The organism is Qipengyuania seohaensis (assembly GCF_002795865.1).
Lineage (GTDB): Bacteria > Pseudomonadota > Alphaproteobacteria > Sphingomonadales > Sphingomonadaceae > Qipengyuania > Qipengyuania seohaensis.
Genome location: NZ_CP024920.1, coordinates 370801 through 393688 on the forward strand (window position 1 = coordinate 370801; position 22888 = coordinate 393688).

23 protein-coding genes are annotated in these 22888 nt (G+C 63.0%); 17 read left to right on the forward strand and 6 right to left on the reverse strand.

Annotated elements, in window-relative coordinates; translation table 11 throughout:
* Positions 1-24: 24 nt before the first annotated feature.
* The 6 genes from CVE41_RS01860 to CVE41_RS01890 form a co-directional block, all read right to left on the reverse strand.
* Positions 25-390 (reverse strand): copper-binding protein, encoded by a 366-nt coding sequence (locus CVE41_RS01860; RefSeq protein ID WP_198507758.1) that lies wholly within the window; start codon positions 388-390, stop codon positions 25-27.
* A complete protein-coding gene (locus tag CVE41_RS01865) occupies positions 387-3554 on the reverse strand; it encodes an efflux RND transporter permease subunit (RefSeq protein WP_100259131.1) in 3168 nt (1055 codons plus the stop codon). Before CVE41_RS01865 ends, CVE41_RS01860 begins: the two co-directional genes overlap by 4 nt.
* Positions 3551-5041, reverse strand: a complete 1491-nt coding sequence (locus CVE41_RS01870) for an efflux RND transporter periplasmic adaptor subunit (RefSeq protein WP_100259132.1) — start codon at positions 5039-5041, stop codon at positions 3551-3553. Before CVE41_RS01870 ends, CVE41_RS01865 begins: the two co-directional genes overlap by 4 nt.
* Positions 5038-6273: a TolC family protein gene (locus CVE41_RS01875; RefSeq protein ID WP_100259133.1), complete on the reverse strand. Its 1236-nt coding sequence runs from the start codon at positions 6271-6273 to the stop codon at positions 5038-5040. The genes CVE41_RS01870 and CVE41_RS01875 overlap by 4 nt, the downstream gene beginning before the upstream one ends.
* A gap of 673 nt (positions 6274-6946) precedes the next feature.
* Positions 6947-7204: an AlpA family transcriptional regulator gene (locus CVE41_RS01885; protein ID WP_332835723.1), complete on the reverse strand. Its 258-nt coding sequence runs from the start codon at positions 7202-7204 to the stop codon at positions 6947-6949.
* On the reverse strand, positions 7182-7643 hold the full coding sequence (locus CVE41_RS01890) for a hypothetical protein (protein ID WP_100259135.1): 462 nt from the start codon (positions 7641-7643) through the stop codon (positions 7182-7184). Before CVE41_RS01890 ends, CVE41_RS01885 begins: the two co-directional genes overlap by 23 nt.
* Positions 7644-8005: 362 nt before the next feature.
* Between CVE41_RS01890 and CVE41_RS01895 the strand changes: the two genes are divergently transcribed.
* The 17 genes from CVE41_RS01895 to CVE41_RS01975 are packed head-to-tail and all read left to right on the forward strand — an operon-like array spanning position 8006 to position 22882.
* A complete protein-coding gene (locus CVE41_RS01895) occupies positions 8006-8332 on the forward strand; it encodes a hypothetical protein (RefSeq protein ID WP_100259136.1) in 327 nt (108 codons plus the stop codon).
* Positions 8333-8357: 25 nt separating this feature from the next.
* A complete protein-coding gene (gene traL, locus CVE41_RS01900) occupies positions 8358-8645 on the forward strand; it encodes a type IV conjugative transfer system protein TraL (protein ID WP_100259137.1) in 288 nt (95 codons plus the stop codon).
* 12 nt (positions 8646-8657) lie between these two features.
* A complete protein-coding gene (locus CVE41_RS01905; protein ID WP_100259138.1) occupies positions 8658-9227 on the forward strand; it encodes a type IV conjugative transfer system protein TraE in 570 nt (189 codons plus the stop codon).
* Positions 9224-9979: a type-F conjugative transfer system secretin TraK gene (locus CVE41_RS01910; protein WP_100259139.1), complete on the forward strand. Its 756-nt coding sequence runs from the start codon at positions 9224-9226 to the stop codon at positions 9977-9979. Before CVE41_RS01905 ends, CVE41_RS01910 begins: the two co-directional genes overlap by 4 nt.
* Positions 9979-11265 (forward strand): TraB/VirB10 family protein, encoded by a 1287-nt coding sequence (locus CVE41_RS01915; RefSeq protein ID WP_100259140.1) that lies wholly within the window; start codon positions 9979-9981, stop codon positions 11263-11265. Before CVE41_RS01910 ends, CVE41_RS01915 begins: the two co-directional genes overlap by 1 nt.
* Complete coding sequence (locus tag CVE41_RS01920) at positions 11262-12131, forward strand: DsbC family protein (RefSeq protein ID WP_100259141.1); 870 nt, start codon at positions 11262-11264, stop codon at positions 12129-12131. Before CVE41_RS01915 ends, CVE41_RS01920 begins: the two co-directional genes overlap by 4 nt.
* Complete coding sequence (locus tag CVE41_RS01925; RefSeq protein ID WP_100259142.1) at positions 12128-12709, forward strand: hypothetical protein; 582 nt, start codon at positions 12128-12130, stop codon at positions 12707-12709. The genes CVE41_RS01920 and CVE41_RS01925 overlap by 4 nt, the downstream gene beginning before the upstream one ends.
* A complete protein-coding gene (traC, locus tag CVE41_RS01930) occupies positions 12706-15255 on the forward strand; it encodes a type IV secretion system protein TraC (RefSeq protein WP_100259143.1) in 2550 nt (849 codons plus the stop codon). Before CVE41_RS01925 ends, traC begins: the two co-directional genes overlap by 4 nt.
* Positions 15255-15659 carry a hypothetical protein gene (locus CVE41_RS01935; RefSeq protein WP_100259144.1) on the forward strand — a complete coding sequence of 135 codons (405 nt, stop codon included), beginning with the start codon at positions 15255-15257 and terminating at the stop codon, positions 15657-15659. The genes traC and CVE41_RS01935 overlap by 1 nt, the downstream gene beginning before the upstream one ends.
* Positions 15652-16032 carry a TrbI F-type domain-containing protein gene (locus CVE41_RS01940; protein WP_007163821.1) on the forward strand — a complete coding sequence of 127 codons (381 nt, stop codon included), beginning with the start codon at positions 15652-15654 and terminating at the stop codon, positions 16030-16032. Before CVE41_RS01935 ends, CVE41_RS01940 begins: the two co-directional genes overlap by 8 nt.
* Positions 16029-16535, forward strand: coding sequence for a S26 family signal peptidase (locus CVE41_RS01945; RefSeq protein ID WP_100259145.1), 507 nt, complete (start codon positions 16029-16031; stop codon positions 16533-16535). The genes CVE41_RS01940 and CVE41_RS01945 overlap by 4 nt, the downstream gene beginning before the upstream one ends.
* Positions 16535-17167, forward strand: coding sequence for a type-F conjugative transfer system protein TraW (traW, locus tag CVE41_RS01950; RefSeq protein ID WP_100259146.1), 633 nt, complete (start codon positions 16535-16537; stop codon positions 17165-17167). The genes CVE41_RS01945 and traW overlap by 1 nt, the downstream gene beginning before the upstream one ends.
* Entirely contained in the window at positions 17164-18177 is a 1014-nt protein-coding gene (traU, locus tag CVE41_RS01955; RefSeq protein ID WP_100259147.1) for a conjugal transfer pilus assembly protein TraU, read from the forward strand. The genes traW and traU overlap by 4 nt, the downstream gene beginning before the upstream one ends.
* On the forward strand, positions 18174-18929 hold the full coding sequence (trbC, locus tag CVE41_RS01960; protein ID WP_100259148.1) for a type-F conjugative transfer system pilin assembly protein TrbC: 756 nt from the start codon (positions 18174-18176) through the stop codon (positions 18927-18929). The genes traU and trbC overlap by 4 nt, the downstream gene beginning before the upstream one ends.
* Positions 18926-20647 (forward strand): conjugal transfer protein TraN, encoded by a 1722-nt coding sequence (locus CVE41_RS01965; RefSeq protein WP_100259149.1) that lies wholly within the window; start codon positions 18926-18928, stop codon positions 20645-20647. The genes trbC and CVE41_RS01965 overlap by 4 nt, the downstream gene beginning before the upstream one ends.
* Complete coding sequence (locus CVE41_RS01970; RefSeq protein ID WP_100259150.1) at positions 20644-21456, forward strand: conjugal transfer protein TraF; 813 nt, start codon at positions 20644-20646, stop codon at positions 21454-21456. Before CVE41_RS01965 ends, CVE41_RS01970 begins: the two co-directional genes overlap by 4 nt.
* Positions 21446-22882, forward strand: a complete 1437-nt coding sequence (locus CVE41_RS01975; protein ID WP_100259151.1) for a conjugal transfer protein TraH — start codon at positions 21446-21448, stop codon at positions 22880-22882. Before CVE41_RS01970 ends, CVE41_RS01975 begins: the two co-directional genes overlap by 11 nt.
* Positions 22883-22888 lie beyond the last annotated feature (6 nt).

Sequence of the window (22888 nt, forward strand, 5' to 3'; positions counted from 1 at the left end):
TTTGCCTGGCGCCGCCCAACCGACTCACAGCTTCGTGATCGACGTGATCACATTGCCTTCAGAACCAGTACGAAATTCAAAGGCAATTCCCTCACCGACGCTTACTTCGCTGCGCAGTTGCTCATCGGCTTCAAAAGCCATGGTCATCGCAGGCCATTCGATCGCTGGGACCGGACCGTGGTCGACGGTTATCGTGCCCGCTTCCGCATCGATTGCAGTGACCGTGCCTTCTGCGCTGGCGGTTTGCATTCCGCTGCCAGGTTCCATCATCGGCATATCTTCGCCGTCCATCATCATTTCATTTTCTGCCATCGGCATGTCGTTCATCTCGGCAGTGTCCTGGCCAGAATCGCAGGCCGCCAGCGCCAGCGGGAGGGCCAGTAGGCTCATGAGGGTTGTGGTACGCATTCTTCTTCTCCTTGGGGTTGGGTTGGCCGTTCGGGCCGGGGTCGCCGCATCAACAAATATGCGGCGGGGATAACGAACATCGAAAGCAGCGGCGCGGTGATCATGCCGCCCACCATCGGCGCGGCGATGCGGCTCATGACCTCCGAACCTGCGCCCGTTCCAATGAGGATCGGGAAGAGACCGGCAAGAATGACGGCCACGGTCATCGCCTTGGGACGCACGCGCAGAAGAGCACCCTCCCTGATGGCTTCGCCCACGCCGTCCGCATCGAGGGCACCGCTGCGCCGGGCCAGCGCAGACTTGAGGTAGATCAGCATGATGACGCCGAACTCGGCAGACACACCGGCAAGCGCAATAAAACCCACCGATGTCGCAACGGACTGGTTGTAGCCCATCAGATAGAGCAGCCAGAAGCCGCCGGTGAGAGCAAAGGGCAGCGTGCCCATGACGAGAAGCGCTTCGTCGAAGCGGCGGAAGATCAGGTAGAGCAAAACGAAGATGATGCCGAGCGTCGCGGGAATGACGACTTGCAACCGCTCATTGGCGCGGGTGAGATATTCAAACTGGCCCGCGTAAGAGATGCTCACACCGGCAGGCAGATCGACGCCCTCTGACACCGCCGCCTGAAGATCGCTTACAACCGAAGTCAAATCGCGTCCGCGCGTGTCGACATAGACCACGCTGATGAGACGGCCTTGTTCATTTTTGAGCATGGGCGGACCATCGCTGACGCTCACTTGCGCGACCGTTCCGAGCGTGATTTGCTGGCCAGACGGGGTTAGCAAGGGCAGCGCGCGCAATTCTTCCACGCTGTCGCGGATCTCGCGCGGATAGCGGACATTGATGGGATATCGCGCCAGTCCTTCGACCGTCCGTCCGATATTTGCCCCGCCGATTGCGCCTGACACGATCTGTTGAACATCGGCGATATTCAATCCGAAACGAGCCGCAGATACCCGGTCGATGTCCACGTCGACATAGCGGCCTCCCGACAGACGCTCTGCCAAAGCGGAACTGACTCCAGGAACCTGTTTTGCGACATTCTCGACCTGCAACGCCACGCGCTCGATTTCGGCAAGGTCCTCGCCAGACACTTTCACGCCGATCGGGCTCTTGATACCGGTCGCGAGCATGTCGATGCGGTTGCGGATCGGGGGCACCCAGACATTGGCGAGCCCCGGCACTTGCACGGCGCTGTCGAGTTCTTCCACAAGCTTCTCCGGCGTCATTCCCGGCCGCCACTCTTCGCGCGGTTTGAAGCGGATCGTTGTCTCGAACATCGTGAGTGGCGCAGGGTCGGTCGCTGTATCCGCACGTCCGGCTTTTCCGAACACGGTGTCGACTTCGGGCACGGATTTGATCAGTCGGTCGGTCCGTTGAAGCAATGCCGACGCTTCACCAGGAGACAGGCCAGGCAGAGCGCTCGGCATGTACAGCAAGTCGCCTTCGTCGAGCGGTGGCAGGAATTCCCCTCCCAGACGGGTGAACGGGACCAGCGTTGTCAGAAACACGAGGCCTGCCACAACCAGAGTGGTCTTGGGTCGGCTGAGCACCCAATCAAGACCGGGCCGGTAGGCTTTGGTCAGCACGCGATTGAGGACGTTGGTGTCCTCCTTGGGTATCTTGCCGCGGATCAGCCAACCCATGAGTACAGGAACCAGTGTCACCGACAAAATGGCAGCCGCTGCCATCGCATAGGTCTTGGTAAAGGCCAGCGGCGAAAAGAGGCGGCCTTCCTGCGCCTGCAAAGTAAACACCGGAAGAAACGAAAGTGTGATGATGAGAAGGCTGTAGAACAGCGCTGGCCCCACCTCTTTCGATGCCTCCGCAATCAGTTTCCAGCGCTCATTGTTGGACATCTGTTCGTCGGGATGGTCCTCCTCCCAATGCTCGATATGCTTGTGCGCGTTCTCAATCATCACGATGGCAGCGTCGACCATTGCGCCGATGGCGATGGCAATTCCGCCCAAGGACATGATGTTCGCATCGACCCCTTGGAAACGCATCACGATAAAAGCCGCCAGCACCCCCAATGGCAGCGTGACGATCGCCACCAATGCTGATCGCACATGCCATAAGAATAGCGCGCAAACGATCGCGACGATGATAAACTCGGCAATGAGTTTTCCGGTCAGGTTTTCGATCGAGGCGTCGATCAGCTTCGAACGATCGTAGGTCGTGACAATCTCGACCCCTTCGGGAAGACTGGCCCGGAGCACGTCGAGCTTCTCTTCGACAGCCGCGATGGTTGCCCGCGCATCCTCACCCTGTCTGAGCACGACAATACCGCCTGCGACCTCGCCTTCGCCATTGAGCTCGGCGATTCCTCGTCGCATTTCGGGGCCAAGCTGGATCGTGGCGACATCGGACAAGGTGACGGGGATACCGTTACCGACCGATTTCAGCGGAATCTGCCTGAAGTCTTCGAGAGACGTGAGATAGCCTGAGGCGCGGACCATAAACTCGGCCTCGCCCATTTCGACCACCGATCCGCCGGCCTCTTGATTGGAAGCTTGTATGGCGCGCACGACATCGCTGTAAGTGACGCCAAGCGAAGCCATGCGATAAGGTTCCAGCACGACCTGGTACTGCTTGACCATGCCGCCTACGCTGGCGACCTCGGCGATGCCCGGAATGGTCTGGAGCTCATAGCGCAGGAACCAGTCCTGAAGGCTCCGAAGGTCAGCGAGATCGCTGTTCCCCGTTCGGTCAACCAGCGCATACTCGTAAATCCAGCCAACGCCCGTCGCGTCCGGCCCGAGCGAGCTGGTCACTCCGTCGGGCAATTCGTTTTGCACCTGGTTGAGATATTCGAGCACGCGCGAACGCGCCCAGTAGAGGTCCGTCCCATCCTCGAAGATCACATAGACGAAGCTGTCGCCGAACATCGAATAGCCGCGCACTGTTTCCGCGCCCGGCACCGAGAGCATCGTCGTTGCGAGCGGGTATGTGACCTGATCCTCAACGATGCGCGGAGCTTGGCCCGGATAGTTCGAGCGCACCACGACCTGCACGTCGGAGAGATCGGGGATCGCATCGACAGGCGTTGCGCGCACCGCCCAGAAGCCGGCGAGCGTAACCGCGATGGCCGCCAGAACGATGAAAAACCGATTGGCGATCGAGGCATCGATTATGCGCGCGATCATCGGTCGGTCTTCCGAATGGATTCGATACGCGGACCGGTGTCGTGCTGCGAGAAGGTGAACTCGACAGTATCGCCCGGTTCCAGATCCTCAACTAGGGCGGCGTCGGCGAGAGCGAAGGGCATGACCATGCTTGGCCATTCGAGGGCGGGAACCGGCGCGTGATTGAGAGTGATCGAAGCACCAGCGATTTTCGTCACTCTTCCCGTAGCGGTGTACCTCCTCATCTTTGGCGAGCCGTCCGACGCCATGCTCATGGTCGCATCGATCGACCTGACGTCGATCCCGCCAAGACTTGCTTCGGAGTCGATCAGGAACTGACCTGAAGTGACGACCTGCTCGCCCTCCGCAAGGCCTGCGAGTATCTCTGTCCTACCATTCGCCTCGCGTCCGATTTCGACCTCGGCAGGCAGAAAGGCGCCTTCATCCTGCTTGAGCATCACAAGATTGCGGCGTCCGGTTCGAATGACCGCCTCCGACGGTACCAGCAAGGCTCGCCGTGTGTCGGGTGAAAGCGACACCTGCGCGAACATGCCCGGCTTCAGCCTGCCGCGCGGGTTCGGCAATTCAGCCCGGACGGTGATCGTCCGGCTGGCTGCATCGGCGCTGGGAAGGATGGCAACAATTCGTCCCGCAAATCGCTGATCCGGATACGCTGCCAAGGTCGCACTGATGGGCTGGCCCTGCCGGATATTTACGGCCTGGACTTCAGGAACCGAAGCTTCCAGCCATATCGGCGAGAAGCCTGTAATCTCCGCGAGTGTCTGGCCTTCCATCACGGTCATGCCTGCACGCACCCCCAGCATTGTTACGGCACCGCCCACCGGAGCGGTAACAGTAATCGTGTTTTGCGCTTTGCGTGTGCGTTCGACCGACGTGATCATCGCATCGGTCATGCCGAGCAGGCGCATGCGCTGCCGCATCGCATCTGCCAGCGCCTTATCGCCAGTATCGAGCACAGCAATGTACTCGCGCTGCGCGCCGCCCCAATCAGGAACCAAGATATCGACGATCGGAGCGCCGCGACCCACGACATCGTCCTGCGCAAGGCCATAGGTGCGTTGGACGTAGCCCCCCGCTCGCGGCTGGACGATAGCTACATCCCGGCTGTTGTATGCCAGGACACCCGTAACGGTAATCTCTGGCTCGAGAACTCCGAACTCGGCTGCTGCCGTGCGAATGCCGAAATTCTGGACAAGGCCCGGATCAATCCGGACGCCCGCTTCGGCGGCTTCTCCCGCGCACTTGGGTACCAGCATCATGTCCATGAAGGGCGACTTGCCGGGCTCGTCAAAGCGCTGTCCGGGCACCATCGGATCGTACCAGTAGAGCACATCCTCACAGTCGGTATCCGTCTCCGACCCAGCTCCGCTACTCTCCCCGCCGAGCGTGTTAAGACCGTAGCCAGCAGCCAGGCTGACAAGGGCAATACCTAACCCAGCCGCAAACATGCGTTGGCGCTGCGTAAATCGTTCGAGCACGGAGTTCATGGCCTGCCCTCCCCGTATGTGAGTTGTAGTTTGACCGCCGCCTGCACCGCCGCCTGTTCGCGTTCGAGAATTTCCAGCTCGAGCAGGGCAAGTGCGGATTTCGCCGCAATCACATCAACGAGATCGGCACGCCCGGCCGCAAAGCTGGCTGTCTCGAGGTCAACGCGGTCACGCGCGAGCGGAAGAAGTTCATCACGCGCGCGACGCCACTGGCGCATAGTGCTGCGCCAAGTGGCAAGATCGGCTTCGAAATCCGCAACTAGCGCGCGTCTGCGATCCTCGCGCTCGGCCAAAGCGGCAGCGGCATCGGCTTCGGCGGCGGCGATGCGTGGATTCTGCCGCCGGTCGGTGAAGATCGGAAGAGTAATCGACCCCATGACAGACACGGCATCGCCAAAAGCCTGGTCGCGACGACCATAGGTGACGCTCACCCCAAAATCCGGCCTCTTTTCAGCGCGAGCGAGCGCGACACCGGCTTCGGCCCGGTCTTGTTCCGCATCGGCCAGCAGGAGTTCGGGATTCCCTTCCAGTTCGAAGCGAAGCTTGCCTTCATCAAGAGCCGCCGAGGGGGCCTCACCTAAGGCAACCGGGTCAGGGAACGGTATGTATCGGGAGAGCTGAGCTTGCGCCGTCTCGCGCTCGGCCTCGATCGACGTCGCTGCATCCTCGATCCCAAGCAGTTCGCGCCGGATCGCCAGACTCTCTGCCGGGCGGGCCGACCCGGAGGCGACGGCGCTGTTCGCTGCGGGTACGAATGCACTCAATTCGTCCAGTGCGGCGTGGGCAAGTTCAATCCGCGCCTGCGCATAATAGAGCCTCACCCAAGCCATTCCCGCATCGGCGAGGAGATCACGGTCGGTCACACCCAGGCGCGCTTCGGCTAGCCTCACTTCCGAACTGGCAACGCCAACTCTTGCCCGCCGGCGGGCTAGGTTGGGTATCTCCTGCTCGATACCGATGGCGACTTGCGTAGGAAGTTGCCGGTCTAGCTCGAACGCCGCGGGACCGCTGACCGGAAGGTTCATAACACCTGCGCGTACACGCGGGTCAGGAAGCTCGTCTGCCGCTTCCGCAGCCTCGCGCCGTGATTGTACACGTAGCGCGCCAGCTTCTAGCGCAGGCTGCTCCACTCTGACCGCTGCAAGTGCCTCTTCGTATCCGACAGACTGCGCTTGCGCAGCTTGTGCGCTGAGCAGGGCCGAAAACGACACCAAGCCAATTCGCCAATCCATAATTCTCACTCTTTGAAAGCGATCTGGCCGGAAAGGACCTCGGCGCACGCGGTCAATGGACGCGGCGCCAGGCAAGTAATCCGTCAAGCTCGCAAGCAGCGCGACTCGCCGCGCAGGAAACGCTAAATGGTGAGTTCGGATTGTGGAGGCGGAGATTCCGGGGGTAGAGGCTGGCTCTCGAGCCTGCTGGCGCTAGCGACCAGATACGTAGGCGCAATAGGTAACGGTCCTGCATGCGCCAGTCCCGAACCGGTAAGCGCGAGCGGCGGGAGGCAATTCATGGCTACGAGACAATCGAGGGTCATCTCGCAGCATGAACCATGTTGTTCGGTGGAGTCCGTTGCGGAAACCATCTGTTCGGGCATCGCGTGTTCAGACATGCTATGCTCGGGCATGCCTTGCGCCATTTCAGCACAATCAGCCGACCCAGCCATTTCGCTCTGCGGAACGGCCGCTTGCGCAGCAACCTGCACAAACAGTCCAAAGCTGAAGCAAATCAGGGTCAAGGCGCGAACAAACTTCACGAACCTGCGATAGTCTAAATACGGAGCCGAGACAATCTAACCACGCTCCAAACACACTGGATTTCTGAAAGCAGTTTTATCGACAAGCTGGTAGAAGGCACAACATCTGGTCGGAAACTGCGCATTCGGCGATCGCTATCACGTCTAGTTCAGTCCTGTCCGACTACAGTCTCGATCCAGTCATCGATCTCGGCCTCGACCCATACCGTGCAACGGGGACCGAGCGAACGCGACTTTGGAAAGCGCCCTTCGCGCATGCGCTGATAGATCGCCGTGCGCTTCAGTCCGACACGCTCCATCACTTCGGGAAGCCTGATAAGCCGCTCCGAAGCATTCCGATCCGGCGTTATTGCAGGTTGTGCCGGGTCGCATATGGTGTCCCGTTCAGAGAGCGAAGCTTTGTGCATCTTGGCGTTCCAGTTGCTCGACGTGATCCGACAGCAGACGCGCAGTCCGGTGCGCTGCCCCTTTTGCCCAGCGCGGTCTCACTTCCTGCAGTCGCTCTCCGAGCACCTCCTCCAAGGCGTCCGGGAGTTCCGCGATGAACCCCTCGAGAAATTCCAGCAGACCGGTCCGGCTCCATGCCGTCGCACGATCAGAACGGCCCAGGAGTGCGAGGATGATTGCCGAGTTTGGCGCGTCTCCACTCGCTGCCAAAATAGCCAATGCTTCGTGAAACGTGGCGGGCCGCGCCCCCGATAATATGCGCCGGAGCGCATCCTTGTTGATCGCGGCACGCGCAGCGATCGCCAGTCTGGTTTGACCACTTTCCTTTACAGCATGCGTGAGCAGCGCGGCCAGTTCGCGTGAAATCCGCTGGTGTTCTTCAAGTTTGCATGCGGGCATTGCGGGCTTTCCATCGACTTCAAACGACTCGAAGCAAGGCTAGCGCGCGAGGAAAGCTGTAGGAAATAGAAAAGAACATATAAAGAACACATAGGAAGCCGGCGAATCAACGCCATGGACGATTCGCTCGCAATGCGGTCTTCCGATCTCGGATCGCGGTCGGCCAAGCGCGAATTCCGGTCGACAGCGCTTGATTCCCCACCCATGCAGCGCGCGAACCGGTTTCACGCAGCTCAAACCACCATTTCTCTAGGTCGCAAGAACGCTGGTCGCGTTTTCCGTTTTCCTACACCCTGCCTTCCGATCGAGGAAAGAACATACAGCGAACGCATCGCTGCCAATGTTCTAAACGGAGTTCCTCGATGACCAAGACACTCGCCCTTCCCTCGCAGCCCAAGAGCGGCATCCGCGCTCGCGACTACATCCTTCCCGCCGCAATCGCGCTGGCCTGCGCAGGTGCAGCCTATGCCGGTGCCGACACCACCTTCGATCCGGCCCTGCAAAAGTTCACGGACTTTCTCGAAGGCTCGGGCGGCAAGATCATCACCGTCCTCAGCCTCGCCGGCGGGTTGATCGCGCTTGCTTCGGGCCGGTTCGCGCTCGGGCAGGTCGCGGTCCCGGTCGGTGTCGGGATCGGCGTCGGCACCGGTGTGCCGATCGTCACCTCGGTCGTGACCGCGACTATCTGATCGCAGGTCTCGACAGGAGGGCGGCATGGCCGACAGGTATCTTGTTCCACGGCGGCTCGACGATCCGGAGCTCATCGGCTTCTGGACCATCGACGAGTTTGCGGGACTGCTTGTCCCGTTCGCTTGGGGCATTCTCGCGCAGCACATCATCATCGGCACTGGCCTATCGGTCATGACCTGGTTCGCCTTGCGGAAGGCGAAAGCAACAGGTGCAGGCTCGAAACTGGTGCACGCTGCCTACTGGTACCTTCCGGGGAGTTTCCTCGGGCTGAAAGCCACGCCGCCCTCCCACTGCCGCCTGCTCGCAGGCTGAGGGAGGACATCCATGAAACACGAATTCGCATACGAAGAAGCACAGCGGCATCTGAAGCAGCGCAATCGCTTTGCGGCGCTTGCCGGTGTGCTGGGTCTTACTACCGTGCTCGCAATCGGCGCGGCAGCGACGCGCGACGACACACTCGTGCTCGTGCCGGTAACGTCCGAACGGATCGCGCTCAGCAGCGGCGGGATCGAGGCGCACTATCTCGAGCTCGTCACCCGCGACACCGCGCTGATCCTGCTCAACCGCGCGCCCGAAAGCCTCGACTACTGGATGGAGCAGATCCTGAAGGTGGCCGATCCGACAGCGCGCGGACACCTCAAGGCAGAGCTGGTAAAGATCGTCGACGAGCAACGCGGCTCAGACATTAGCCAAGCCTTCGTCATCGCCTCGATGCGCGTCGATACAAAGGCGCTGAGCTCAACTGTCACCGGCACGCTCAAGACCTTCGTCGGAGCGCAGGTCATCGCGAGCCAGGAGCGTAGCTTCGAATTCACCTGGAACCGGCGCGGTCTCAGCCTTGGCCTCGCAGGTTTCCGTCAGCTTCCCAACACCAACGAGGAGGAAGACCTATGAGTCTCCTTGCCCGTCCCTTCCCGGCCGCACTGACCAGCGTCGCGCTTGCCGCCATGACCTTCGCGTTTGCTGCGCCAGCGCGGGCAGACCAGTTCGTCGAAGCCGCCGATGGCGCGACTATCGATTGCGTGCTCGCGCGCGGCGCGCTCACCCGCATCGCGCTCATCGAAGACGGCTTCGCCAATGTCTCGAAGATGGCGAGCGGCTTTCCCTATAATGATTTCGAAGTGACGCACGAGCCGGTGCGCGGCGACATCTATGTTTCGGTGCCGCTGCAATACGCGAGCGCCAGAGTCAGCTTCTTCGCGACCAGCAGCGCAGGCCATGTCTACAAGTTCGCCTGCCGCGTCGAGGGTGAGGAAGCAAGCCAGCTCTTCGTCACCAACCCGGCGCTCGCCAAGCCCGATGCCGCCGACTGGGAGGAAGGCGCACCGAGCCGCGACGACGCCACCCTTCGCCTGATCGAGGCCATGGCACATGATGCTGTGCTGCCCGGGTTTCGCGCACGGGCCGCGCTGTCGCGGCCGCGGCGGACAGGCAATCTCGAGGTCCAGCAAGTCGCCGAATACGAAGGCGCCGAGCTTACCGGCCAGGCTTTCAGCCTTCGCAACCTTGGTTCCGAACCCATCGATCTTGCCAGCGAGCGAGCTGCTCCTGCGGGCGCATTGGCCTTTGCGTACGGACGCGACGCGCTTGCTCCCGGCGAGACGACGCAAGCCTTCCTCGTGTTCGCCAAGGGAGGGCTCGAGTGATGGCCGACAGTACACCCCCAATATCAGGAAGCCCACACGCCAAAGACCAGGGCAGCGCCAAGCGCTCGAAGCTCAACTCCGTAATCGCGCGGCGCCAGAAGCTGTTGCTCGGCGGGATTGGAGCGGTCGCGTTGATCGCCGGATCGATGTTCATCTTCGGCGGCGACGATGCCCAGAACGACGGAGAGGGCGGTGCAACCACCATCGACACCGGCGGCCTCGTCAATCGCAACCTCGCTAGCCGAGAATTCGTAGCCGTCTACGGCAACCGTCTCGACGCGCAGGGCAAGGCGATCAAGGACCTCCAGGACAGCCAGCTTCCGAAGGGCACAATCGAGCAGGAACTCGAAACGCTGCGCGGCGAGAATGCGCGGATGCTGAGCGATGGCCAGGCCGCGATCGATGCGATCTCGGCGGAGAATGCGGCGCTGCGCAGCGAGCTCGAAACCGTCCGGGCCAATCCGCCCGCCGCGCCGGTTGCTCCTGCCGATCGGCGTCAACCCGGCACTTCACCTTTACCGCTTGATCCCACAGCGTTGGCCGAACCCAAAGCGAGCCTGCTGAGCTTCGAGGGCGAGAAAGCGAAGGCTTCACCTGCGCGCGCCGGCGACAGGTCACCGCCGCTGCTGCTCGAGGCAAGCCGCGATTACCTTCCGCCCAACAGCTATGCGCCAGCGACCGTCATCGTCGGCGTCGATGCATCGACCGGCGTGACCAGCCAGAGCGATCCCCTGCCCGTGGTGCTGCGCATCACCGGTCCGGCGCGCTCGGTACTCAAGGGCAATCGCCTGCTCACCACCGACCTCACCGGCTGCCTCGTCAATGGCGCGGCGCGCGGCGATCTCTCGGCCGAAAAGGTCTACGTCAATCTCGTGCGCATGACCTGCGCGCAGCCCGGCGGTCGCTTCGCGGTCAGCGAGGTCAAGGGGTTTATCGCCTTTGCCGGAAAGTCCGGCGTGCGCGGCCGCGTTGTCAGCCGCGAAGGCAGCCTGGTCAGCCAGGCGCTACTCGCCGGGATCGTCGGCGGCTTCGGACGCGGCTTCTCGGCCAATGCCAACGGCGTCTTTGCAGGCCGTGTCGGCGAAGACGGGACGCGCGAAGCGCTCTCCCCCACCGACATCCTTGCAGGCGGCTTCGGCCAGGGCGCGGGCGAGGCCGCGGACACGGTCAGCAAATACCTCATCGAACGCGCAGAACAATATCAACCCGTCGTCGAGATGCCGACCGGCATCGCAGTCGAGATCGTCTTCCTCGACGGCGTCCATGTCAGGAGCACTTCCCAATGAATTTCAACACCTTTCGGCCGGGCCTGAAGGCCCGCGCCATTCACCTCTCGCTTGCCGCAGCCAGCGCAGCGGCCCTCCTCACCAGCGGCGTTGCGGTGGTCACTGCCATGCCGGCGCAAGCCGCTATTGCACGCGATGTCTCACAGGCGTTGAAGCTGCGCCTGCCCAAGACGCCGATCGACGCGCTCGACTGCACGACATTCGCACCGTGGTGCGAAGTCGTCTCGGGAGAGAGCCTGTTCTATATCGACGAAGCGGCCCGCTATCTCTTTGTCGGACGTCTTTACGACCTCGAAGAACGCCGCGATGTGACAGCAGCGCGGCTGCTCGAGCTCAACCCCGACCTGCTCGCTGCAGGCGCAGCGCGGGCGGCAGACCGCGCGGAAGCGCATTCTCCCGAAGCTCGAACCGCGCCCGCCAAGACCAAGGTCGACCTCTCAGGCCTGCCCAAGGATGGCGGGGTCGTCTGGGGCAACCGCAAGGGGCCGCGTCTCGTTGTCTTTTCCGATTTCCAGTGCGGATACTGCCAGCGGCTGACGGGCGAGCTCGAAAAGGCCGGCGTGCTGGTCGAAGAGCGCCCGATCTCGATCTTTGGCGCTTCGAGCCGCCGCATGTCCGAAGGCGTGCTCTGTGCCAAGGACAAGGCCAAGGCGCTTCACGCTGCCTATGCCGGGCGCGCGCCTTCGGCCCCGGCCAATTGCGACGTCGGCGAGGCGCTCGATGCCAACGAAGCATTCGCGCGTGCCAATGGCTTTGCCGGAACCCCGGTGATTGTGCGCGCAAGCGACGGCGCAGTCCTCCACGGCTACCGCGATGCCGCAACGCTCCGGAAATTCGCGAACGCGAAGCCGGGAGGCCGCAAATGAGCCCGCGCCTCATCAAACTCGGCGCGCTGGCGGGCCTTGCTTTGGCGATCGGCGGCTGCACGACGCTCGGCGGCAACGTCAAAGGCGATTTCGCCTGCCGCGCGCCAGACGGCAGTTGTGCGCCCACCTCCGCGATCGACGAGCAGGCGACGAAAGCCTTGCAACCGCAGAGCGCGAACGCACCTTCCTCGTCACCAGCGAATGGTCGCACTTTGCGTGTCGTCCTTGCAGCCTGGCGCGACGCGAATGGCCGCGAGCACGAAGCGCGCGTGGTCCTTGTTCCGCTTGCAGAGAATCCTGCGTCGAACTGGCGAGCCCCGCTTTCGACCGGCGATGTTCTGCGCGCGCTTGGCCGTTCAAGCCAAAGCCAGACCGGCACAGTCGACACCGTCGACGCAACTGGCGCCGCCACCGTTCCTTCTTCCCTCCCCCAGCAGCTACCGGACGTCCTGGTTATCCCCTCCCAGGGTGTGTCGGAGCTGCCCGGCGCTTCGGCGCCGGTACCCGGGGCACCCGGTCGTCCCCCCTCCCCCGGCCGGGTGCCCCACCCTGTTTCGCCTGAAGGAGAGACGCGATGAACCTCTCGCTTGCTTCTGCGCGCGATGCGCTGCTCTCCGGGCTATTCGGCGACGCCAAGCGCGCTGACCATCCGCAGGCCCATTTCTCGCTCGACATGCTGTCGGACTGGCTGCCCTACCGCGTCTACGACGAGGGACCCGGCCTCTATCGCAACGCGCATTCGAAAGGCTTCGTCCTCGAAGTGACCCCGCTGATCGGTGCCGACGAGCGAACCGGCGAAATCCTCGGACAATTCTTCTCCGAGAGCCTGCCGCAGGGAGCCTGTCTCCAAGTTCTGAACTTCGCGTCCCCGCGCATCGGAGCCATCGTCGGACCCTGGTTCGGCCCGCGCTACGAGCAGGGCGGGATCTACGAAGCCATCGCCAAGGCGCGGACCAATCGCCTCTACGATCTCGTCTGGCATTCGGGCTCGGCGCATGCGCCGTTCCATGCGCGCCATGTGCGTCTCGTGCTGTCCCTTGGGGTTCCAATCCCCGGCAACGTCACCGACGCCGAACTCACCGAATGCCGCGACGGGATGGCTGGGATGCTGAACTCGCTCGGTCTTGCCTCGAACCGGCTCGAACCGGCGGGCCTCCTCGCGCTGATCGACGAACTGACTTCGCCGACCACCGCGCGCGAGCCCGATCTTACACACTGGAACCGCGAGGACACGCTCGACGTTCAGGCGATCCGCCGCGACATCGAACTCGAAGTCGAGGACGACCGGCTGATCTTGCGCACCGAGCGCTTCCGCGAGACCGGACGTAGCCGCGATGGCGTTCCCCAAATGGGCACCTGCTATCCTGACCGCTTCGATGTCCGCCACTATGGCGTACGCTCGACGCCCGAACGCTGGGCGCCGTGGGAATGCGCGCGGCTGATCGGCGACATGTTTACCGAAAAGCTGCGCTTTCCCTGTCCGGCTGCAACCATGCTGTGCCTGCACTATCCCGATCAGGAGGCTGCCTCGGCGCGCGCGGGCTACAAGTTCATGCGCACCACCAGCCTTTCGGAAACGAAGAGCGCGCGCTTCCTCCCCAGGCTTGGCGAGCAATCGGCCGAATGGAAGCACGTCCAGGCCGAGCTCCAGGCCGGCAAAAAGCTGGTGAAGCTCTTCTACGGCCTCACCACCATCTCGCCGCTGGGAGACGGCGATGCGCACGAACGCACGGTCAAGGCGATCTACAAGGCCGCCGGCTGGGACCTTGCCGACGAGCGGTTCCTCCAGCTGCAGGGCCTCGTCGCGGCCTTCCCGCTGAGCCTCGCCGACGGGCTCGTCCACGACCTGGCGCGCCTCAAGCGCTTTCGCACCATGCTTTCGACCACCGCGGCAAACATCGCCCCGCTGCAGGGCGAGTACCTCGGCGGCGCAATCCCGCACTTGCTGCTGCTGGGACGCCGCGGCCAGCCCTTCTTCTGGTCGCCGTTCGAAAACAAGGCGGGCAACCATAATATCGCGATTTGCGGGAAGTCCGGCTCGGGCAAGTCGGTGCTGCTGCAGGAACTCTGCGCCGCGCTGCGTGGGGCCGGCGCCAAGGTCGTGGTGATCGACGACGGGCGCAGCTTCGAGCATTCGGTCAAGCTGCAGGGCGGCCGCTTCGTCGAGTTCACGCTTGCCTCGGGTTTCTCACTGAACCCCTTCTCGATGGTCGATGATGCAAGGGCGCACGAGGACGAGGACTACCGGCTCGACTGCTTTGCGATGATCAAGGCGATCGTCGGCCAGATGGCGCGACCGAGCGCTGCGCCTTCGGACACCGAGCGCGGCCTCATTGACCGGGCGGTGACGCAGGTGTGGGAAGCGCTCGGCAGTGGCGGCGCGATCGACGACGTCGCGCATGCGCTCCATCAGAGCGACAACGAGGCGGGCAAGGACCTGGCGACCGCGATCGCGCCCTTCTGCCGGGGCGGCAGCTATGCCGGGTTCTTCTCGGGCAAGGCGAGCTTCGCGCTCGAGGACGACTTCACCGTGTTCGAGATGAGCGACCTTGCAAGTCGCGAGGAACTCAGAAGCGTCGTCCTTTCGGCAATCATGTTCATGACCGGTCAGGCGATGACGCGCTCGTCGCGCTCGACCAAGAAGCTGCTGCTGATCGACGAGGCCTGGGCGATGCTCAAGGGCGGTTCGATGGGCGAGTTCGTCGAGACCTATGCCCGCACCGCGCGCAAGTATGGCGGCGCGCTTGCGACCGCCACCCAGTCCTTGAACGACTACTACAAGTCCGATGGCGCGCGCGCGGCGCTCGAGAACAGCGACTGGATGCTGGTGCTTCAGCAGAAACCCGAGACGATCGCCGACTTCCGCAAGGAAGCGCGGCTCGACATGGACGACCGCACCGAGACGCTGATCCGCAGCCTCAAGCGCTCGGGAACCGAGTACAGCGAGATCTATCTCAAAGGTCCCGAGGTCGAAGCGGTCGGACGGCTCGTGCTCGATCCGCTCTCGGCGACGATCTTCTCTTCCGATCCTGACACCTACGCCGCGATCCGCTGCCATGTCGAAAACGGCATGCCGCTCGAACGCGCGGTCGCGCTGGTCGCAGGCGTAGAAGGAGGCATGTGATGGTGCTCGAGACCACCACGCTCGTCGACCGCGTGCCGCTTCCGTCAGTCAGACAAGCCCGCGACAAGCACCGTGTGATCGACTGGCTGGCGCTGTTCCAGGGCACCTGCCTGGTGCTGATCGAAACGGCAAGCTTCGCGGCGAGCACGCTGCTGCTAGTCCTCGGCCTGCCGCTGTTCGTGTTCCTGGCTGTAGCAGGCTGGGATCTCACGGCGCTGTTCGCGCAGCTCGGCAATCTTGCCGACCATTACCGCACCGCTGAACCGGTCGCGCGCCGCTTTTTTGCCCAAGACCTCCAGATCGCATTCCTCATCGCAGCTGGCGGCCTCACCCTGCTGCGGCTGCCGGCTTTCCTGCGCCGCCTCGATCGCCGCCTCGCCGAAGGATCTCCCCGCCATGGATAGACTGCACCTCCCGCTTAGCCAGCTGGGCCCGAAACTCCTCGCCGTAGCGGTGCTCGTTGCCGCGCTCCTGTGGGGTGCGTGGATCACGCAGCAGGTCACCAGCTCCCCGGAGCAGCGGATCGTCACGGTCCGGCTCGCCGAGACCATCGGGACATTCGTCGAGGAAGCCGCGCGCGCCGATGCCGATCCGGCGGTCGTCCAAGCGGCTAGCCTTGCCTACCTCAAGGCCGCCGAAAGCGCCGTTGCCGACATGGGCCATGACGGCCGCGTGGTGCTGGTTGCCGAGGCCGTGCTCGCGGGCGCTGCCGAAGACGCAACCTCCGAACTCGAGCAGCGCATTGCGGACAAGCTCGCAGGGGAGATCCAGCCATGAGCCTGCCCCGCTCGATCCGCCGTTCGCTGCTGCTCTCGGGGCTGGTCCTGCTGCCGCTCGCCTGGGCGCCGCTCGATGCCTTCAGCAAGGACCACGCTTTCCTCATCAATGCGAGCCCGAGCCTGCCAAACTGGGCGTTCTGGCTCGACAAGCGCGCGCCGATCGAACGCGGCAGCCTGATCTTCTTTGAGCCGCCGGAAAGCGAACTCGTCGAAAGGCATTTCGGAAAGGGACCGCAGATGTTCGGCAAGCGCGTCCTTGGCATGCCGGGCGATGTCGTGCGCCACGAGGGCGATGCGGTTTTCATCAACGGAAAGCAGGTCGCAAGCCTGCTCGAGGTTACCCGCCTTGGCGTGCCGCTCACGCGCGGTCCCGAAGGCGCAATACCGGAAGCTTGCTACTACACCGGAACCGACCATCCACGCGGGCTCGACAGCCGCTACGGCGCCATCGGTTTCGTTTGCCGCGAGCAGATCCTCGGCAGCGGGAGGGCTATCCTGTGATGCGCTCCCTCCTTCCGCTCGGCGCGCTTCTCCTCGCCGCGCTCCCGGCCAGCCTGCAGGCGCGAGACTATGGCCAGCGCGGCGCGGTCTTCCCCGTGATCGAGCGCGACCTGCTCGAACAGATCCATACCCGCCTCGAGCAGATGGAAAAATCGGGCGAGACCGCACGGCTCAACGAGAAACTCAAGCGTCGCACGATCGCCCGCGTCAACCGGCCTGATCCGGTTGCCGGCCTGATCCGCGCAAGCGCAAGCCGCAGCTGGCCGTTCGATCCGACGATCACGCTTGCCGCCGATATCCGCGGGGCCAAAGGCGAGCTCATCCATGCCGCCGGAACGCGGGTCAATCCGCTCGACAGCGTCAAACTGCGCGGCGACCTCCTGTTTTTCGACGGCGATGATCCTGCGCAGATCGCCTGGGCACTCAGGCAGGAGGCCAATGCCAAGCTGATCCTCGTGAAAGGCGCACCGCTCGAGCTGATGAAGGCCCGTCAACGCCGCTTCTATTTCGACCAGGGCGGCAAGCTGACGCAAAAATTCGGTATCAAGGCTGTTCCCGCGCGGGTGCGCCAGAACGGGCGCTTCCTCGAAGTCAGCGAGATTGCGCTGCCGCGCCGGAAGGCACAGCCATGAGCAGCTTCCGCGCCTTCCTCGTGATGTTCACGGCGATGCTTTCACTGGTCTTTGCATCACCAGCCTCGGCCGATGCCGGTCCGGGCAAGTGCACCGGGCAGTTCGTCAATCCGATCACCGACATCTGCTGGTCGTGTCTCTTCCCGATCTCGGTCGGCGGTCTCGAAATCTGGCCCAGCAATCGTCCCGATCCCGACAATCCCGATCTGCCCGTCTGCCTGTGCGGGCTTCGCCCTGGCATCGCGATGGGGTTCTGGGAGCCGGTGCGGCTCGCCGATGTCAGCATGAAGCCATGGTGCTTCGTCAATCTCGGCGGGATGAAACTCGATCCCGGCTTCGATATCGGGTTCCGCTCAATCTCGGGTCCTTCGGCGGTGGGCGGCGCCAGCCAGTATTATTCGAGCTGGCATGTCCACTGGTATGCCTATCCGCTGATCTACTGGATGGAGATCGTCGCCGATTTCCTGTGCCTCGATCCCGGTTCGATCGACATCCTCTATATCTCCGAGATCGATCCGCTGTGGCAGGACAGCGAGCTCACCGCGATCATCAACCCTGAAGCGGTGCTCTTCGCCAACCCGCTGGCGCTCGCCGCCTGCGCTGCGGATTGCGCTGCATCGACCGCGAACCTGCCGCTCGACGAAATGTTCTGGTGCGCGGGCTGCCAGGGTTCGATGTACCCGATGAACGGCAATGTCTCGGCCTCGATCGGCCATGTTCAGGCCTCACGGCTCGTGCTCTCGCGCTTTGCCTACAAGCTCCACCGTGAACTGGTCTCGTGGGGTACGATGGGATCGAAGGGCCTGTGCGGCAAGTATCTGATGCCGGTGATGCGCAAGCAGCAATACCGCTTCCAGGCCACCAACCCCAATCCGGCGACCAAGGGCCGCTTTGCCTGCCCACCCATCGGTGCCTCCACCACCTTCCAGTCCCCCGGACAGGTCATCCCCGCGATCGGCGAAGACATGGGATACCTCGTCTGGCGCAAGAGGAATTGCTGCGCGCTATGAGAAACGCTTTCCCCCTACTTGTCGCTATCAGCCTTGCGACCGCCGCCGCCTTTGCCGCCGCTTCGGCGCAGGAAAGTTCGCCGGAGCTGGATCTTGCCGAGATCCGCGCACGCGCCAGCGAGCATAGCGCCGATGCCGAAGCGCTCGCCACGTCGGTGAGGACAAAGGCCGATGCGCTGGCAGAAGACGCGCGCGCAGCACAGCAGACTGCATTAGAAAACCGCGCCGCCTATGCAGCAACTGCAAAGGCGACTGCCGATACAGGCCCACTCGATCTCGATGGCATGATCCGCGCCAAGGCCGACGCAGAAGTGGCAGCGATGGGCGACACGCCCCGGTTCATCGCTTTTGCATCATTGGCAATGCCCGAGCCCTCATTGAAGGCTCTGGTCCGCGATGTCTCGAGAGCGGGCGGCGTGACGGTGCTGCGCGGATTCCCCCAGGGCGACAGCGCGCGCTTCAAGAAGCGCATCGCCGCTATCTGGAGCGATAGCGATGATGCCGGCGCGCTCGGGATCGACCCACGCCTGTTCCGCGCCTTCGATATCAAGGTTGCCCCGAGCTTCGTGATGATCGCAAGCGATTTTGCCCCGTGCGACGGGTTCGACTGCAATGACATCCTGCCACCGCACGACCGCATTGCAGGCAACATCAGCGTCGCCGAAGTGCTCGACACCTTCGCTTCGGGAGGCGGTCCGGGCGCGCAGCTTGCACGTCTTCATCTCCGCCGCCTCGAAGGAGACCAACCATGACGATCGTAAAATCGATCTGCCTAGGCTTGTTCGCCCTTCTCGCCATCGCCGCGCCCCTCTCAGCGCAGCAGCAGGATGCGCGGGCCGATGGAAAGGCCTTTGGCGAAAGCCTGTTCGGCGAAGCGCAAGAAGCTGCCAGATCGCAGCCCGATGCAGCAAACCTGCCCAACTACGACCGCAACGCCGTGCGAAACTTGGAAACGCTCGCCGACGATCCCGACCGGATCGAAAGCAATGCGGCCGCCGCTGCTACCGGACACCAGGGCTACCGGGCGATGCGCGACAGCGTGGCCAATCGCGCGCGCTTCGATCCGAGTGAGATCGAGGACGTCATTGCGCGCAGCCTCGCCATCAACGAGACCCCGCTCGACTACACCAGCGGCATGGCAATCTCGGGTGGCCAGGGCAATTGTGTCCCGCTGCCGCCCGGCTCGGGCTCGGCGGGAACCTATACTGCGACCTGCAACACCGGCACGCGGATCGACCAGACAGCGGGCCAGTGCGCGGTGCCGCTCGTTGCCAGCGTGACCCGGCGCCAGCAATGGCATTATCTCTGCAATGAGACGAGCACAGTCTATGGATATCCCTGGTGCTCGGCATTCGATGGCGGCTCGTGCCGGATCACCGGGTATCGGCCTGGGCCCTGCCTTCAGTGGCGGCAGGACCAGTTCTACAGATACTGCACCGAACCTGGCGATCCCATCGCCGAAATCACATGCGACACTCCAGATGCGCGCTACACGCCCTATGCGGTGACCACCGACAGCACGGTCAATACCTTTTCCGACGAGAGCCAGTGCACCAGCTTTGCCGACAATGCCAACTGCACACTCGATGCAGATATCTGCACCGATGCCGATCCGCAGACCCGCGTGGTCGATGGCGTCTCGGTCACCCGGCCCTGCTGGGAATGGCAGCACAGCTACACCTGCACATCGCGCGAGGCGGCGACCGACTGTTCGGAAATCGAGAGCCAGGGCACCTGTCGGTTCATCCGCGAGGAATGCCTCACCGACGAGACGCCCTGCGAGACCTGGGAGCACATCTACGAATGCCCCCTCCCCGGAACTGAAAGTTCCACCCAATATGTCTGCGACGGCGACGTCTATTGCATCGATGGCAGCTGCGAGACGATCGAGCGCACCGCCAACGACGAGTTCAAGGATGCGGCGGTCGCATTGCACGCCATGGACGAGGCGCGCGGCCAGTTCGATCCGAACACGCTGACGCTGTTCCGCGGCACGCGCAACACCTGCTCGTCCAAGGTCTTCGGCGTCCTCAATTGTTGCAAGGGCAAGGGCTTCCCGCTCATTCCAGGTATTAGCCTGCTGGTCGCGCTCGGCTGCAACCGCGAGGAAGTGCTGCTCCACGAACGCGACGCGCAGGGGCTGTGCGCTTATGTCGGGACCTATTGTTCGGACAAGTTCCTTGGCGTCTGCCTGACGAAGAAGAAGGTCTATTGCTGTTTCGAGAGCAAGCTCTCGCGGATCCTGCAAGAACAGGGCCGCAAGCAGCTCCCCAAGCCATGGGACAAGCCCAAAGAAGAACAATGTGAGGGGTTCACTCTCGACGAGTTTGCCCGGCTCGACCTCAGCCGGATGGATTTCAGCGAGGTCTATGCCGAGTTCACCGATGCCGCACGGCTGCCGGACGAACTCGAGACCAGCATCCTCATCCAGCAAAAGATCGAAGATTATTACGCAAGGGGCGGCCAATGACCCATCTGCATCACCTCACGGCGCTCGCGCTCGGCGTAGCTGCCCTGCCCAACACTTCGGCCCAGGCTCAGGAGCGGCAGGACACAAGATCGACCACCGCTGCCGACGCGCTCTACTGCGAAGAGCGCAGGCTCGGCTACTGGTTCTACTGCATGAAGCCCGCTCCCATTGAAGAGCCACAACAGCCTGAAGCCGAGCCGGTCGCGGCAACGCAGGAACTCGACGCGATCACCTCCGAGCTGCGCGAACTCAAGGCGCGAGCGATCCTATATCCTACCGAGGCCAATGTAGCGGCCTATATCCGCTTCCAGCGCGCGCAGCTCGACCGCGCCTCGCTGTTCTCCGATGTCTGGCAGCGGGCGATCTGGAGGGACCCGGACCTCGACTACACGCTTGAACGCCCCGTCGGAGCGGTCGCCAAGAAGCAGTGGCAGGATGCCCGCAGCGCGGAGCGCGATCACGTCATGGCAACGCTCTCGCAGCGCTACGGCCTTTTCTATTTCTTCAGTTCGACCTGCGGACCGTGCGAAGTGATGAGCCCGATCGTGAAGGGCGTCGCCGACCGCTGGCGGATCACCGTGCGCGCGATCTCCACCGATGGCGGTCCATCTAGGCATTTTCCCGACTATCGGGTCGAGACGAACCAGCGCGGCAAGCTTGGTCTCGAAGGCAAAGCCACCCCCGCCCTGGTGCTGTGGGACAGCGTGACCAAACGCCCGATTCCGATCGGCTACGGCGTGCTCTCGGCCGACGAGCTCCAGGACCGCATCTACCTTCTCACCTCCAAGGAAGCAGGACATGATTACTAGCATCCGCAATGCGGCATTGACCCTCGCCGCCGCCAGCCTGGTCGCATCACCTGTCGCCGCGAACGTTGGCGACAGCATGGACCGCTTCATGGACGACATGGGCGCGGCGGCGAATGTGACGGGCCCGACCGCCTTCGAAGGCCAGTCGGCGGGCTATTACAGCCTAGGCAATGTCTGGACACGCTTCCCTCAGAAGACGACCAACATCTCCAATCTCCAGCTGCCGCGCGCAAGGGCGGGCTGCGGAGGCATCGATATCTTTGCCGGGTCTTTTTCCTTCATCAATGCGAGCGAGATGGTCGCGCTCCTGAAAGCCGTCGCCAACAACGCGGTCGGCTTTGCTTTCAGCCTCGCGATCGACACCGTCTGTCCCGAGTGCAACAAGATCATGCAGGAGTTTTCGCAGAAGGCTCAGCTCATGAACAATCTCTCGATCAACTCCTGCGAAATGGCGCAGGGGCTGGTCGGAGGCCTCTGGCCCAAGGGCGATCTCGCCGACAAGGCGATCTGCGAAGCGATCGGCAATTCCGAGGGCATCTTCACCGACTATGCCGCGGCCAAGCACGGTTGCGGGACGCGCGGCCAGCGCACCTCGACCAACGAGGGCGCCGGTGCCGACTATGCCGACATCAATCCGGGCGTAGCGCGCAATTACACCTGGCATGTCCTCAAAAAGAGCGCCTTCTTCAATCCCGGCGGGACATTCGACCGCGAGCTTGCCGAATACGCCATGACGCTGATCGGCACGGTGATCTACATGCCGCCCAAGGACGAGGAGCCAGGCAAGTTCGTGCCTTTCGCCGGTGATGCCTCTTCTACTTTGGTGAGCGCGCTGCTCGACGGGACGCAGGGCCAGACCGTGCGCGTCTTCCGCTGCGACGAAACCGATCTCTGCCTCAATCCGACCTTCGAGCAGATGAGTCTTTCCAACGCCAAGGCAATCCGCCCGCGCGTCGCGCTCCTCATCGGCAACATGGTCGGTGCAATCCGCACCGACACCGCAATTGGCAATGCGGAGAAGGAACTGCTGCAGGTCGCCTCGGTCCCCTTGTACAAGATTCTCACAGTCCAGGCCGCTTATGGTCGCGGCATGCCCACCGATGACCGCGACACGCTCGCCGAGATCGCCAGCATCGACCTCCTCTATGCCATCCTCGACCGGATCGTGTCGGAAGCCGGGCGCTCGATGGCAAGCTTCATCGCCGCCGACGAAGCCAAACTTGCCATATGGCGCGGCCAGGTCGCCGAAGTCCGCTCGGGCCTCATCCAGCGGCAGGCCACCGGACAGGCCAAAGTCTCGGCGATCATGCAAATCATCGAGAAGACCGCGATGATCGAGAATGCGCTCGCCGCCTCGATGTCGCCCTCGATGTCCGCCGCGCTCGACTGGTCGCGTGGGCTCCAGTCACGCTCGATCGTCCCCTGAGGCAAA

What these genes read in the sequence shown, in the direction of transcription:
- trbC (WP_100259148.1), top strand. Translation starts at nt 18,174, where the DNA reads ATGAGAAACGCTTTCCCCCTACTTGTCGCTATCAGCCTTGCGACCGCC.
- CVE41_RS01925 (WP_100259142.1), top strand. Translation starts at nt 12,128, where the DNA reads ATGAGCCCGCGCCTCATCAAACTCGGCGCGCTGGCGGGCCTTGCTTTG.
- CVE41_RS01945 (WP_100259145.1), top strand. Translation starts at nt 16,029, where the DNA reads ATGAGCCTGCCCCGCTCGATCCGCCGTTCGCTGCTGCTCTCGGGGCTG.
- CVE41_RS01920 (WP_100259141.1), top strand. Translation starts at nt 11,262, where the DNA reads ATGAATTTCAACACCTTTCGGCCGGGCCTGAAGGCCCGCGCCATTCAC.
- CVE41_RS01935 (WP_100259144.1), top strand. Translation starts at nt 15,255, where the DNA reads ATGGTGCTCGAGACCACCACGCTCGTCGACCGCGTGCCGCTTCCGTCA.
- CVE41_RS01895 (WP_100259136.1), top strand. Translation starts at nt 8,006, where the DNA reads ATGACCAAGACACTCGCCCTTCCCTCGCAGCCCAAGAGCGGCATCCGC.
- CVE41_RS01910 (WP_100259139.1), top strand. Translation starts at nt 9,224, where the DNA reads ATGAGTCTCCTTGCCCGTCCCTTCCCGGCCGCACTGACCAGCGTCGCG.
- CVE41_RS01890 (WP_100259135.1), bottom strand. Translation starts at nt 7,643, where the DNA reads ATGCCCGCATGCAAACTTGAAGAACACCAGCGGATTTCACGCGAACTG.
- CVE41_RS01975 (WP_100259151.1), top strand. Translation starts at nt 21,446, where the DNA reads ATGATTACTAGCATCCGCAATGCGGCATTGACCCTCGCCGCCGCCAGC.
- CVE41_RS01885 (WP_332835723.1), bottom strand. Translation starts at nt 7,204, where the DNA reads ATGCACAAAGCTTCGCTCTCTGAACGGGACACCATATGCGACCCGGCA.
- CVE41_RS01870 (WP_100259132.1), bottom strand. Translation starts at nt 5,041, where the DNA reads ATGAACTCCGTGCTCGAACGATTTACGCAGCGCCAACGCATGTTTGCG.
- traL (WP_100259137.1), top strand. Translation starts at nt 8,358, where the DNA reads ATGGCCGACAGGTATCTTGTTCCACGGCGGCTCGACGATCCGGAGCTC.
- traU (WP_100259147.1), top strand. Translation starts at nt 17,164, where the DNA reads ATGAGCAGCTTCCGCGCCTTCCTCGTGATGTTCACGGCGATGCTTTCA.
- CVE41_RS01860 (WP_198507758.1), bottom strand. Translation starts at nt 390, where the DNA reads ATGAGCCTACTGGCCCTCCCGCTGGCGCTGGCGGCCTGCGATTCTGGC.
- traW (WP_100259146.1), top strand. Translation starts at nt 16,535, where the DNA reads ATGCGCTCCCTCCTTCCGCTCGGCGCGCTTCTCCTCGCCGCGCTCCCG.
- CVE41_RS01965 (WP_100259149.1), top strand. Translation starts at nt 18,926, where the DNA reads ATGACGATCGTAAAATCGATCTGCCTAGGCTTGTTCGCCCTTCTCGCC.
- CVE41_RS01940 (WP_007163821.1), top strand. Translation starts at nt 15,652, where the DNA reads ATGGATAGACTGCACCTCCCGCTTAGCCAGCTGGGCCCGAAACTCCTC.
- CVE41_RS01915 (WP_100259140.1), top strand. Translation starts at nt 9,979, where the DNA reads ATGGCCGACAGTACACCCCCAATATCAGGAAGCCCACACGCCAAAGAC.
- CVE41_RS01875 (WP_100259133.1), bottom strand. Translation starts at nt 6,273, where the DNA reads ATGGATTGGCGAATTGGCTTGGTGTCGTTTTCGGCCCTGCTCAGCGCA.
- CVE41_RS01970 (WP_100259150.1), top strand. Translation starts at nt 20,644, where the DNA reads ATGACCCATCTGCATCACCTCACGGCGCTCGCGCTCGGCGTAGCTGCC.
- CVE41_RS01865 (WP_100259131.1), bottom strand. Translation starts at nt 3,554, where the DNA reads ATGATCGCGCGCATAATCGATGCCTCGATCGCCAATCGGTTTTTCATC.
- traC (WP_100259143.1), top strand. Translation starts at nt 12,706, where the DNA reads ATGAACCTCTCGCTTGCTTCTGCGCGCGATGCGCTGCTCTCCGGGCTA.
- CVE41_RS01905 (WP_100259138.1), top strand. Translation starts at nt 8,658, where the DNA reads ATGAAACACGAATTCGCATACGAAGAAGCACAGCGGCATCTGAAGCAG.